Annotated in this window: 13 protein-coding genes; 8 read left to right on the top strand and 5 right to left on the bottom strand. The window is 38.0% G+C overall.

The features are described from left to right. Window positions 1–197 precede the first annotated feature (197 nt). The 6 genes from ACKI2P_RS08540 (at window position 198) to hdrA (ending at window position 6,562) form a co-directional block, all read left to right on the top strand. Window positions 198–485, top strand: coding sequence for a UPF0058 family protein (locus tag ACKI2P_RS08540; RefSeq protein ID WP_407376833.1), 288 nt, complete (start codon window positions 198–200; stop codon window positions 483–485). Window positions 486–621: 136 nt separating this feature from the next. After that, on the top strand, window positions 622–1,392 hold the full coding sequence (comA, locus tag ACKI2P_RS08535; RefSeq protein WP_407376831.1) for a phosphosulfolactate synthase: 771 nt from the start codon (window positions 622–624) through the stop codon (window positions 1,390–1,392). 63 nt (window positions 1,393–1,455) lie between these two features. After that, window positions 1,456–2,706: a methanogenesis marker 16 metalloprotein gene (locus tag ACKI2P_RS08530; RefSeq protein WP_407376829.1), complete on the top strand. Its 1,251-nt coding sequence runs from the start codon at window positions 1,456–1,458 to the stop codon at window positions 2,704–2,706. A 9-nt stretch (window positions 2,707–2,715) separates the two neighbouring features. Next, on the top strand, window positions 2,716–3,318 hold the full coding sequence (gene hdrC / locus ACKI2P_RS08525) for a ferredoxin:CoB-CoM heterodisulfide reductase subunit HdrC (RefSeq protein ID WP_407376828.1): 603 nt from the start codon (window positions 2,716–2,718) through the stop codon (window positions 3,316–3,318). Continuing rightward, window positions 3,315–4,256, top strand: coding sequence for a ferredoxin:CoB-CoM heterodisulfide reductase subunit HdrB (gene hdrB, locus ACKI2P_RS08520; protein ID WP_407376826.1), 942 nt, complete (start codon window positions 3,315–3,317; stop codon window positions 4,254–4,256). The genes hdrC and hdrB overlap by 4 nt, the downstream gene beginning before the upstream one ends. Beyond that, window positions 4,253–6,562: a ferredoxin:CoB-CoM heterodisulfide reductase subunit HdrA gene (gene hdrA, locus ACKI2P_RS08515; protein ID WP_407376824.1), complete on the top strand. Its 2,310-nt coding sequence runs from the start codon at window positions 4,253–4,255 to the stop codon at window positions 6,560–6,562. Before hdrB ends, hdrA begins: the two co-directional genes overlap by 4 nt. A gap of 100 nt (window positions 6,563–6,662) precedes the next feature. Here hdrA and ACKI2P_RS08510 read toward each other — a convergent pair whose 3' ends face one another. The 3 genes from ACKI2P_RS08510 to comD all read right to left on the bottom strand — a co-directional run bounded on the left by ACKI2P_RS08510 (window position 6,663) and on the right by comD (window position 8,078). Next, the gene (locus tag ACKI2P_RS08510) at window positions 6,663–6,923 is read right to left on the bottom strand and encodes a MarR family transcriptional regulator (RefSeq protein WP_407376822.1); all 261 of its coding nucleotides are present in this window, start codon (window positions 6,921–6,923) and stop codon (window positions 6,663–6,665) included. 119 nt (window positions 6,924–7,042) lie between these two features. Beyond that, window positions 7,043–7,582 (bottom strand): sulfopyruvate decarboxylase subunit beta, encoded by a 540-nt coding sequence (gene comE / locus ACKI2P_RS08505; RefSeq protein WP_407376820.1) that lies wholly within the window; start codon window positions 7,580–7,582, stop codon window positions 7,043–7,045. A gap of 4 nt (window positions 7,583–7,586) precedes the next feature. Further along, on the bottom strand, window positions 7,587–8,078 hold the full coding sequence (gene comD / locus ACKI2P_RS08500) for a sulfopyruvate decarboxylase subunit alpha (protein WP_407376818.1): 492 nt from the start codon (window positions 8,076–8,078) through the stop codon (window positions 7,587–7,589). 186 nt (window positions 8,079–8,264) lie between these two features. Here comD and cofH point away from each other — a divergent pair, with 186 nt between their 5' ends. After that, window positions 8,265–9,383 (top strand): 5-amino-6-(D-ribitylamino)uracil--L-tyrosine 4-hydroxyphenyl transferase CofH, encoded by a 1,119-nt coding sequence (gene cofH / locus ACKI2P_RS08495; RefSeq protein ID WP_407376816.1) that lies wholly within the window; start codon window positions 8,265–8,267, stop codon window positions 9,381–9,383. Window positions 9,384–9,404: 21 nt separating this feature from the next. Next, window positions 9,405–9,980, top strand: a complete 576-nt coding sequence (locus ACKI2P_RS08490; RefSeq protein ID WP_407376815.1) for a thymidylate kinase — start codon at window positions 9,405–9,407, stop codon at window positions 9,978–9,980. Here the strand turns inward: ACKI2P_RS08490 and priS are convergent. Both priS and ACKI2P_RS08480 read right to left on the bottom strand, forming a co-directional pair. Next, window positions 9,977–10,954 (bottom strand): DNA primase catalytic subunit PriS, encoded by a 978-nt coding sequence (gene priS / locus ACKI2P_RS08485; RefSeq protein ID WP_407376813.1) that lies wholly within the window; start codon window positions 10,952–10,954, stop codon window positions 9,977–9,979. The genes ACKI2P_RS08490 and priS overlap by 4 nt on opposite strands. A 59-nt stretch (window positions 10,955–11,013) precedes the next feature. After that, complete coding sequence (locus ACKI2P_RS08480) at window positions 11,014–11,877, bottom strand: hypothetical protein (RefSeq protein ID WP_407376811.1); 864 nt, start codon at window positions 11,875–11,877, stop codon at window positions 11,014–11,016. Window positions 11,878–12,164: the final 287 nt, after the last annotated feature.

Raw genomic sequence — 12,164 nt, 5'->3', positions numbered from 1 at the left:
GTATAAACTTATAATTTTATGAGCATAAATTTTTAAAGTTTATTTTATTTTGTTGTGATGTTTGTTTGATATGTTAAATTTTATAAACTATTTTTAAATGCAATATTTAAATATGATTAACATATAATATGTATTATAGAATAAAATCGTATTTTATCTTAACTAAAAAATCAAGTTAGTTAAATGGGTTAGATATCATGTATAAAGATGAAATGATACAATTACATCAATTTTTAGTATATGTTTTAAAATATTTAGCAGAAGATGACCAAATTACCAATGACTGTAGCGAATATATCACACTCAAAATTAGCCCACATCATATTCATAAGACTAAGGCAGAGCACAAGCATGCGATTTTTGTCCTGTGTAAGATTATTGCTCAGCTAATTGCTGATAAGGATAACAATTCTATTCCTGAAAACGTTCGCAATTCCCTGGCTGACTTGGTTAGAAGATCTGAAAATGAACTCAACTCTAACTAATTTTTTTACTTTTTTACATATTATTTCTTTTTAGAAAAATGAATAATGGCTGTTTTTTTAAATCCAAAATTTTAAAAAGTTTTATTAACTAGTATTAATTAATATATTTTAATATTAAATTAACGCGCGTGATATTTTGAAATCTTTTGAATTTTTATCTAAAAAAAGAGAGGAAAAACCTAGAAATTGTGGAATAACAATGGTTTTGGACAAAGGTTTAGGACTTCAAACCGCAGAAAGCCTAATGGACATATCCGGTGAATACGTGGACTATCTGAAATTCGGCTGGGGAACATCAATAGTTCATGAGCAGGACATCATAAAATCAAAGGTCGAGATGTACAAGGCCCATGATATAACTCCATATACCGGAGGAACACTTTTTGAGCTTGCATATATGCAGGACAAACTTGAAGACTTTTTCATCGAAGCCCGCGCTCTTGGCTTTCCGGCAGTTGAAATATCCGACGGTTCCACCAGCATAGCTCATGAAGACAAGCTGGAATGCATTGAAATGGCAAAAAATGATGGATTTGAAGTATTGTCTGAAGTAGGTAAAAAAGACCCTGTTCTTGATAAGGAACTCACATTGGATGAAAGGATTGAATGCATGAAAGATGAACTTAATGCAGGTTCCTCTCTGATTATTGTAGAGGCAAGGGAAGGCGGAAAAAACATAGGAATTTTCGATCAGGCAGGAAACGCCAAGGAAGATGAAATCGACTATATCCTTGATAATTTCAATGGTGAAAAACTGTTATGGGAAGCTCCAAACAAGGACCAGCAGGTATTTTTCATACTGAAACTTGGAAATACTGTCAATCTTGGAAACGTTTCCAGTGATGACATAACCTCTCTTGAAACCCTAAGAAGGGGTTTGAGGGGAGACACATTAGGTAAAATTTAATATGTTTCTTTTTGAATAATTTATAACTTGGCAGAGGTAAAACAAATTAAGGAGAGTAGTAAATTGAAAACTAGAAGTATTGGCCAAATCAATCAGAAGATTGAGGACGGAGAAGCTAATATTTATACGGCAGAAGAGTTTAAAAAGCTCATCAAAAAGGGTGATGCGCCAAGCTTTGATGAAGTTGATGTTGTAACTGCAGGAACCTGCGGTGTGATGAGCGGTACGGCGGCAATACTTAACTTCATAGTCAGCGAACCAGGTGAATTTATCAGAGCCCGTGAAGTATTTTTAAACGGAGTTCCGGCATATGCGGGACCTTGTCCGAACGAATGGCTCGGATCATTGGACGTGATTCTTCACGGAACAGCACATGCAGTAGAAAATCATAGCTATGGTGGAGGATTCCTTCTCAAAGAACTGCTTGAGGGAAAACCGGTAGATGTCCATGTAGAAAGCGTTGAAGGAAAAACAATTGAAAACACAATAACAATTGATGACATTGCAAGAGGTCAAATAATAGGAACACGTATGGCATTCAAGAACTACACCGCATTTGTAAACTCTTTCAGGGAACCTGTCAGTTCAATATTTTCAGGCATTCCTCTTGAAGGAAACCTGTCGGGAATAACATTTTCAGGCTGCGGAGCATTGAATCCTCTTCAGAATGATGTTCCTCACAATGTAATTAAGGAAGGGTGCAGGATATTGCTGAACGGTGCTGAAGGTTATATTTTAGGTGATGGAACACGTTCCAGTCCTGAAAAACCGAATCTCATGCTGACAGCAGATTTAAAGCAGATGGATCCATATTATATCGGAGGATATAAGACAGGTGAAGGTGGAGAGGTTTATGACACTGTTGCAATCCCTATACCTGTAACCACCGAAGAGGTATACAATAATCTGCTTATTGGTGATGAGGATGTCAATCTGCCTGTTGCTGAAATCAAGGGCCGTCATTTGCCGGTCGGTGAGACAAATTATCATGAAATGTGGAAGGATTATGATTTGCGCCCGCAATTCAATGGAGATTCATGTTCAAAATGTGATGAGTGCAAAGTTGAAAATGTTTGCCCGACAAATGCATTCAGGGACAGGAAATTCAACATAGCCCTTTGTTTCGGCTGCGGACTGTGTTCACATTACTGCCGCCATGATGCATTTTCCATGAACACCGGAGATGTTGATTTAGAAATCAACGGAGAAATGGTTAACATTCCAATCATCTGCAGGCAGTCAGACAGATTAAGAGCAAACAAATTATCTTTAAAACTTAAAAAAATGATAGAATCAAATGAGTTTAAACTGTAGGTGGTTTATATGGTTAGCCAACAAAAGATAACTGACTCACCGATAGATTTTGCCGAGCAAATCATCAGGGATGTTAAAAACTCAAAGGATGACGGGGTTTTAAAGTGCGTACAGTGCGGAATGTGCACATCAACATGTCCTGCAGCTCGCCACTCAGATTATAATCCCCGAGATATAATCGAGAGGGTGCTGGAAGGTGATGAAACAATCATTGATGATGACAACATCTGGAATTGCTTTTATTGCTATACCTGTCACAGCGTATGTCCTGTGGGAAACAGCGTATGTGAAGTAAACCAAATCCTGAAGCAGTTTGCGATAGCCCATGAAGTCGGATATGACAAGTTATACGAATACATGGGTTTTGCCGATTCATACTTCACCGCAGCCATAGGAGCCATTCCCGAAATATTTTTCGAAGACATTGATAGGGATGTTCCTGGATGGTGGGATTTCAGACAGAATCTTGATGAAATTCGAAGTGAACTGGATTTGAATCCTCCATTGATGCCTCCAAAGGATGTTATTGATGAGGTAAGTACAATATTAACAATCACAGGTTTTAAAGAAAAAATCGAACGGATAAGGGCTTCACAGGAGGAAGAGATATGAAAAACGTTCCTGATAAGGATTTGCTTCTGTTTCGAAGTTGTCTTGTAAGCGTTGAATATCCTGGTGTTGAAGCGTCTACCAAATTCGTTTTTGACAAGCTGGGAATTGACTATGCAATTTCAGAAAAGCAAACCTGTTGCACAGGCCTTGGCCATTATTCGGATGTTTTCAGCCAGTTGGATACTACTGCCATCGGGGCAAGGAATTTCCGTATTGCACGTGAGATTGGAAGGCCGAACCTTGTGATGATGTGTGCAACATGTTATGCGATAAACAAAAAGTCAGTGAAACTTCTAAACAAAAAGGATGATTTGAGGGATGAAATAAACAGACTATTTGACGAAAACGGTTTAAGTCACCTTAAATATGAAAAGGATGATTTAAAACCAACAGAAAATATTTTTCATGTCGTTGATATTCTATACGGTAAAAAGGATGAAATCAAAAAGCATATCAAATATGATTTGAGTGACTATACCATAGCGTCTCATCACGGATGCCATTACTGCAAGGTGCACTATGAGGACACAATAGGTGGTGTAAGGGATCCGAATATCATTGATGAGCTAATAGAGGAATGCGGATGCAAAACAATAGGCTGGTATGACCATAAGAGGGCTACATGCGGAACAGGATTTAGACAAAGATATTCAAACCCTGAACTGTCATTTACTGCAACTGCTGATAAGATGAATGCAATAGCTGATGAGGAAGTGGACATTCTGGTTCATTTATGTCCTAACTGTCACATTCAATTTGACAGGTATCAGCATCTGATTGGTGAACGTGAAGGAAGGAATTTCAGAGCAATCCACCTGAATATTGCACAGTTCATTGCGATGGCGATGGGTGGTGATTTTGATAAGGTTATTGGTGTTAAGGCACATACTACTCCAATTGATTCTGTTATCAAGGATTTGAAGGAGGTTGAAAAATGAGAGATGATTTAAAAGTTGGCGTGTTTTTATGTGAATGTGGGGGAAATATTTCGGATACAATTGACTTGGATGAAGTAAGGGAAGCTCTTGATGTTGAATTTATCGGGCAGTTTGAAAATTTATGCTCCCTGAACGGTCGTAAAATTATTCAAAATGCAATATTCGACCAGGATTTGGACAGAGTAGTCGTTGCAGCATGCTCCCCGATAAGCCATGAAAAGACATTCCAGGATTATGTAAAACCTCTAAATCCTTATCTGATGGATATGGCCAATATAAGGGAACAGTGTTCATGGGTACACTCCGATAATGATAAGGCAACCCAAAAGGCCATAACACTAATCAACGCTTCAATCGAAAAGGTAAAGCAGTCTGATGCGGTTGATCCGATATATTGCCAGACTCCCGATGAAGTTGCGGTAATCGGTGGGGGAATTGCAGGAATGAATGCCGCACTGTCTCTTGCAAAGCAGGGAAACAAGGTAACTCTCATAGAACAGTCTCCATCAATTGGAGGCCATATGGCCAAGATAGGTAAGGTATTCTCTCCGGTCAAGATAGCTGAAGAATGCGGAATGTGTCTTTTAAATCCAATCCTTAACGAACTTGTCTGGAACGATAATATTGAAGTCATGACAAACACCAGGGTAATAGAATCTGAAAGAAGGGCAGGAACATATAACCTGATTTTGAAACAGTCCCCAAGGTATGTCGACACGGAAAAATGCATTGCCTGTGGAAAATGTGCTGAGGCATGTGAAGTTGAAGTTCCAAACGACTGGAATGATAATCTATCCACAAGAAAAGCTATTTACAGGCCTTTCGGTCAGTCATATCCTGAATCATACGTAATTGATATGGACAACTGTACAAAATGCAGTAACTGTGTCAAGGCATGTACAATGAGAGCAATCAAGCTCAGGGGTAAAACTGAGAAAAAGCTTCTCCAGGTAGGTTCAATAATAGTTGCAACAGGCCATAAGCTGTTTGACATGGAGAAACGTCCAGAATACGGTTACACCAGATATGATGATGTCATAACACAGTCCGAGCTGGGCCGTATCACAGGAGTCAATGGTCCGACAAAGGGAAAGCTACTTAAGGCAAATGGGGAAGTTCCAAAACGTGTTGTCATGATTCAGTGTGTCGGTTCAAGGGATGAAAAGCCTGACGGACACAAGTACTGTTCAAAAATCTGCTGCACTGTCGCTTTAAAGAATGCCAATATCATCAAGCATAAATATCCGGAAACTGATGTTTTAATTTGCTATACTGATGTGAGAACTCCTGGAATGTTTGAAAAGTACTACAAGCATACTCAGGAAAATGAGGTCCGCTTCCTGAGGGGCCGACCTGGCGAAGTGGTTAAGAAAGGAGACAACTTCATAGTCAGAACAGAAGATACTCTCAAAGGGGAATTTGTTGAAATCGAGGCAGATATGGTTGTTCTTTCAACTGCAATGGAACCTTCTGACGGTACCCGTGAAATAGCTGAGATATTGAACATCGGAACTACAGAAGACGGTTTTATCAAGGAATCTCATCCGAAAATAAAACCTGTTGCAACAGATGTTCAGGGAATATTTGTCTGCGGAACGGCACAGGATCCTAAAGACATCACTGATTCAATCATGCAGGCAACCGCCGCAGCATCAAAAGTAAGTGAATATAACTACGGTGGTGTTGAAATCGAACCGTTCATTGCAGAAATAGATACTGAAAGATGTACCGTTTGTGGAGAGTGCATAAAACGCTGCAAATACAAGTCAATGAGCATTCAAAACGATGAAATTTACATAGACCCTATGAGCTGTACCGGATGCGGTAAATGTCTTGTAGGCTGTAAGCAAAGGGCTATTACGGTCAACGGTAATATTGACGAAAAGATTACCGCAACAATCAAGGGTGTCCTTTCCAAAAAACAAGACGGCGAGCGGATGATTCTGGTCTTTTTGGATAATATCGGTTATACTGCAGCTGACAACATCGGAGTTAACAGATTGTCCTACCCTGAATCAATTCATATCATCAAGGTAATTTCCGTTAACAGGGTACGTCCAAAGCACATCAAGTATGCGCTTGACAACGGTGCCGATGGTGTGTTCATCGGTGAATTCCCTGGTGATTTGATGTATGATGAGGTTGAACGTAAGGTTCATGGAGTAAAAGACAGGCTTGAGGAATTGGGTGAAAACCCTGAAAGAATCACATTCTCAAAAGTTTATATTCCGTACTTTACAGGTCTTGCCCGCAAATTGACGGAATTTGACAAACGGATTTGTGAACTGAACGAAATAGAATCATAAGCTTTTTGGAGTTAAATCTAAAATGCTTTTATCATTTAATATCGAAAAAAATGAAAATACTAGATATATATTATATCTAGTAAAAAATTTTTTTATTTAATTATTCAAGATATTTTAGAACTTCTAGACCTAAAGGTGTGATTTTATATAATCTGCCTTTTGTTGCTTGTTCGTTTAGGCATACTGCTAATTTTTTGCTTTTCAAACCAGATAATGCATTGGAAACTTGTGTTTCACGGAGATCATTTTCCCGTGCAATTTCACTTGGCATTTTCATGGTCTTTACTGCTTTTAGTGTTTTTGTTCTTGTTGGAGAAACTTTAATGTATCCTAATAAATAAAAAATTTCATTTTCCTCCATAATTGTGTTTTTTGAACTTAAAAAAACTAATAGTTGTCTATGAGGTATGTTCATTTAATGGATATCTTAATAATATCTTAAATTAATGTTTAAAAAAAGTAAAAAATGAAGCTATAAACTTATTTTATAGCGTTTATAAATCTGTCTCTAATTTCAATAGGGTCCAAATCGATTATAGGGGCTGATGAATTTCCTTCTTCAGTTTCATAAACGATAAAGCTTGCATCTTCGCTTTTAATGATTTCTTTCAAATCGATATCCTCGAATTTGAAGCTGTTTTTAAACCCTACGCTTTTAGCGATTTCACATAAATCCAAAAGCTGTGCATAGGTGTCCTGATTTCCTGTTGAACCGTATGCGCCGTTGTCAATTACAATCCAGGTGAGGTTGCAAGGATTGTTTGCAAAGATTGTTACAAGTGATCCCATGTTCATCAAAAGAGATCCGTCTCCATCTATAACGACAATGTCTTTGTCTGGTCTTGCAAGAGCAAGTCCAAAGCCGATTGATGAAGCAAGACCCATTGATCCGATCATATAGAAGTTTTCATCTCTGTCTTTGATGTCATACAGTTCCCTTGATGGAAATCCGATATTGCATATAATCAATTCGTCATCAATATGTTTCATTATCTCTTCAATAGCTTCTCTTCTTGCCATGATATCACCAGTATTTGATTTCAAGAAGTATGCTTACAGGCCTTCCTTCTTCTACGGATAAATCCCATGCAGTTTTGATATCCTCATATGCTCCTTCGGGATTTCCCGGCTTGAAGAACTTGAAATCCATTGCTTCCAATATCCTTGGTGTTGACTCTCCCATTGGAACCTGGCCACATATGTTTTCGCCTTCTGTTCCCCTGTGGCTCATTATCATGAGCATAGGCATTTCATACAGCTCCATCAATGACTTCAGGGCATTGATAGAGTTTCCAAGTCCGGAGTTCTGCATCAGTATGGCCGGTTTTTTGCCGCCGAGGTATGCTCCGGCACATATTCCGATTCCTTCCTCTTCACGTGTAACGGGAATGTGAGTTATATCATCATCCTCATCAAGCATGACAAGTAATTTTGATAGGTTTACACATGGAACGCTTACGATAAAGTCAATTCCGATATCTTTCAGTGCATTATAAACTGCTTCGCTACTGTCCATTTTATCACTTCACTTTTTTTATATTAAATTTATCTTATAAAAATGTATTCAAATTAGTATTATTCAGTATTTTTTAATTTTTTATGAAGAAAACTATTATATTTTCAATTTAATTAATGTACATTTTATTGGGTTAATTTTAATTAATAGTAACCTATTTATTTAACTAATAACTAATTATTAATCATGTTTGATAAACTACCAATTTCTTCCGAAACTGAAAAGATTTTAACCAAATCTTTGGATGAGGCAATCACTGTTGAGGAAGCAAATCACTTAATGAATATTAAGGGTTCTGATCTGTACCCCTTACTAGCAACAGCAGACTATTTAAGACAGCAAATCGTCGGAAACGACGTTACATTCATTAATAATTGTAATATTAACATTACAAACATTTGTACAGTCAGATGCGGTTTTTGTGCATTCGGAAAGGATGCCGATGACCCTGACGCTTACATTCTTGATGATGAAGGTATTTTAAACAAGGCTCGGGGAGCCGTTGAAAATGGTGCAAGAGAGTTTTGCGTAATGGGTGGCGTTCTGCCTGATGCTGACATCGAATATTATGAGCATGTGCTGACATTACTGAAAGGGGAGTATCCGAATGTAATGATTCACGGATTTTCACCTACCATGGTAAGGGATGCATGTGTGCTTTCAGGCATTGACATTGCGGAAGGTTTTGAAAGGCTTAAAAGTGCAGGACTTGACACATTACCTGGAACAGCGGCTGAAATATTGACTGACCGTTCAAGGGAGATAATCTGTCCTGAAAAGGTCAGTGTAGCAGATTGGGTTGATATTGTAAAGACCGCTCACGAAATCGGAATTCCGGCTTCTGCAACAATCATGTACGGACATGTTGAAACCTTGGAGGAAAGGGTAGAGCATATTGACATTATTAGAAAAATTCAGGAAGAGACTCATGGATTTACGGAATTCATTCCAATGACATTCATGCATGAGTACTCCCCAATATTTTTGGAGGGTCAAAAGAACCTTGGAGCTACCGGTACACAGGATTTGAAATTGTATGCCGTTTCAAGACTGATGCTTAGGGATTTGATTCCAAACATCCAGGTGTCATGGGTAAAGATGGGATACAGGTTTGCCCAGGTGTCACTTGCTGCAGGTGCAAATGACCTTGGAGGCACTCTTGGGGAAGATGAACTGTCTGAAGCTTCAGGAGCTCCCGACGGAGTCAATGCATCTATTGAAACATTGGTAAAAATTGTAAATGATTTGGGTAGACATCCAATTGAAAGAAATTCCAAATACACTGAATTTTATCCTATTGAATAATATTTTTAATCTAGTGATTGTATGAAGAAATTTATTGTCATTGACGGTTTGGACGGGTCCGGAAAGGATACACAGGTAAACTTGCTTGCTGAAATGTATGAAAAGCAGGGAAGAAGTGTGGTGGTGAGGTCCCATCCATGCAATGATAATAAGTTCGGTAGAAAATCAAAACAGGCCCTTTTAAAGAAAGGCAAACTGAACCATCTCCTGGCCACACTCAATTTCGGTCTTGACGCAATAAGGTCCGTTCACATGTACTATTATAACAGTGACGTTGACGTTCTGATTTTTTCAAGGTATATTCTGGCTGTCATGTATCTTCCGAATGTGGTCAATACAATAGTTTATAAGATTGTGGCGTTTGTTCTTCCGACATCCGACTGCATGTTCTTTTTGGACATCACTCCAGAGGAGTCCCTGAGAAGAATTGGGTCCCGTGATGAGGAGGAGGAAATGTTTGAAAATATTGAGTCATTGAAGGAAAACCGGTTGAGGTCACAGAAGTTCACATACAATTGGAATGTGGTTCCGGCCGACGGTTCGCCTGAAGAGATTTCTCAAAAAATAATAGCAAAATGTCTTGAAACAGGCGGTTAAATGTTTTTTCTTTCATAAACGAATTTAGGAACTGCCTTGTCAAACGGATCAAAGGTTTCTCTGTTTTTAACTTCCATACATTTCATGCTTACCTTTGAGTGAAGTGAAGATGGAAGTCTTAAGATTCTTTTTAAGTCTATTGACACTTTGGCGTCTATGGTTGCAAGATTTACTCGTGCCATTGCTTCAACAAGGTTTTTGTAACGTCTAGGCCCTATATCCCTTTTGAAATATCCCCAGTTGTCATTTTCCAGGTGATGTCTTGATGCCATGATGTCCTTCATCAGCTTAGGATTAATTCCGTCAATTTTTTCATTCCCTACAAGATGCTGGATGTTGAACTTAACTTTATCGGTAAAAATCTTTGAATATCCTATTGGAATGGAGAAATGCTCAAAATTAAAGCTCTGGTTTGATATTTCTGAATTTATGAACTGGGATTTTGGAACTTCAGCTCCTGCAGCATACTTAAGAACTTCAGAGCGCAGTTCACTGTTTGCAAGCATCATTTCCTCATCCAGAATCCTTATGTGGTATCCTCTTCCGGAATAGATGAGGTGGATGTTTTTAAGGCCCAAATCGCCTTGCAGTGTGTCAATCAGGGTGTTCACGATTTCCAAGGCTTCACCAAGGCAAACTTCACAGACTCCGTCGCACTGGCATGACCTTATGGGGATGTCTTTGGCATCAACGTCAAAGATGTATTCTGCTTTAAGCCAGTCTTCCCTTCTTTTGGGATTGTTGTAGAAAGCTACTGAGATGTATGCCGCAAATGGGGCCTTGAATCTTAAAAATTTCCTTAAAGCTTCGGTTCCGCTGAATACCTTGTATCTGTCATTAGGGCCACGGCCGTTATGGTCAAAACCGAATTCCCTTTTGTTCAATTCTTTGGCGATGAAATCTGGAAGGTCTTTGGGATCCCATTCCTCACGGTAATACTGTCTTCTCTCTTTTATTGTAGCTTTAGAAAACATAATATTAAATTTATTTTCAATCTATTTATTATTTTTTCAAGTGTGACTTTGTGCAGATATTAGAAGTTTTCCGGAAACTCAATTTTCATAGCGTTGATAATGTCCTGCACCATGATGTCCTTAAGAGAATGGGTTCCATATTTGAAGTCACACAATCCTCCCTGTTTTTCTTCAGGAAGATATTTCTTGTGAATGCCGACAAAGTAATCTAGAGGTTCTCTATCATTTAACCTTTCAAATTCCCTGCTATATTCAGTCAGTTGCTCTTCTATATTTAATTCAGGATTCCATCTGGCTTTATATTCACTGATGGAGATGTTATGGTTGAAATTTTCAATGTCGTCAAATTCCTCTTTTGTATCAAAAATCAGGTCTTTTGCTTTGGCGATTTCCATATCCAAAACATATTTGTCCATTCCATTGGTTTTGTTAGTATAGTGTTCCTTTTGGGAGTTGGTGATTTCATCCAGATATCCCGGTTTTCTGAAATAGAATAATGCATGTTTTACAGGAGGAAGTTGTGTAAGTTCGCCGTCGATGTATCTGTCAAATGGCTTCAGGGCATGCATGATTCCGAGTTCTGTAATGGATACGTTTCCTATAAAGTCAACCAGTTCGGGATATTCGTTCAATGTCATTCTGTCAATGTCCTGTGGACTTGGTCTCCATCCTGTTTTTTGAGCTCTTAAGCAAATAAAAATAGTTCTGTCTGTATCAATGCATCTTAAATCTTCCAATATGATATTTGGTGTGTATTCTTCTTCAGGAACGGAAAATGCCACATCGTCATAGGTCACGGTTATATTGTGTTTGCCGCATATTTTTTTAACTTCCGGAAACACTTCTTTGATAAATAATAGGTATTCTCCAAACATGTCATAGAAAGTACTGTTGATTCTTAGTGAAACGTGTTCAGTATCCATTTTAACAACTCCTTTAATACTACTTTAATTCTAATGATATAAATACTAACTCTTTGTTTAATAGATATAAAACAAAACAATTTTAGGATTTTTCATGACATAACATGTTATTGTCCTAAATTTTTAATCTGTTTGTGGATTTGCTATTTTTATCAAAAATATTGCAAGAATACCATGACCTCTTAGGTCATGGATGAATTGCACAAAAAATTACTTATCAAATGCTCTCTGAAGAACTTTAAATACCAATGAAATCTAAACTAATAAATGACAAAGTTAATCAAAAC

Source organism: Methanobrevibacter sp., from assembly GCF_045541095.1.
Classification (GTDB): Archaea; Methanobacteriota; Methanobacteria; order Methanobacteriales; family Methanobacteriaceae; genus Methanocatella.
The sequence above is the reverse complement of the archived record's forward strand: the minus strand, read 5'-3'. Positions and strand labels throughout refer to the sequence as shown.

Coding starts and splice junctions, on each gene's coding strand:
- ACKI2P_RS08540 (WP_407376833.1), top strand. CDS start 198: ATGTATAAAGATGAAATGATACAATTACATCAATTTTTAGTATATGTT.
- hdrC (WP_407376828.1), top strand. CDS start 2,716: ATGGTTAGCCAACAAAAGATAACTGACTCACCGATAGATTTTGCCGAG.
- hdrB (WP_407376826.1), top strand. CDS start 3,315: ATGAAAAACGTTCCTGATAAGGATTTGCTTCTGTTTCGAAGTTGTCTT.
- hdrA (WP_407376824.1), top strand. CDS start 4,253: ATGAGAGATGATTTAAAAGTTGGCGTGTTTTTATGTGAATGTGGGGGA.
- ACKI2P_RS08510 (WP_407376822.1), bottom strand. CDS start 6,923: ATGGAGGAAAATGAAATTTTTTATTTATTAGGATACATTAAAGTTTCT.
- comE (WP_407376820.1), bottom strand. CDS start 7,582: ATGGCAAGAAGAGAAGCTATTGAAGAGATAATGAAACATATTGATGAC.
- comD (WP_407376818.1), bottom strand. CDS start 8,078: ATGGACAGTAGCGAAGCAGTTTATAATGCACTGAAAGATATCGGAATT.
- cofH (WP_407376816.1), top strand. CDS start 8,265: ATGTTTGATAAACTACCAATTTCTTCCGAAACTGAAAAGATTTTAACC.
- ACKI2P_RS08490 (WP_407376815.1), top strand. CDS start 9,405: ATGAAGAAATTTATTGTCATTGACGGTTTGGACGGGTCCGGAAAGGAT.
- priS (WP_407376813.1), bottom strand. CDS start 10,954: ATGTTTTCTAAAGCTACAATAAAAGAGAGAAGACAGTATTACCGTGAG.
- ACKI2P_RS08480 (WP_407376811.1), bottom strand. CDS start 11,877: ATGGATACTGAACACGTTTCACTAAGAATCAACAGTACTTTCTATGAC.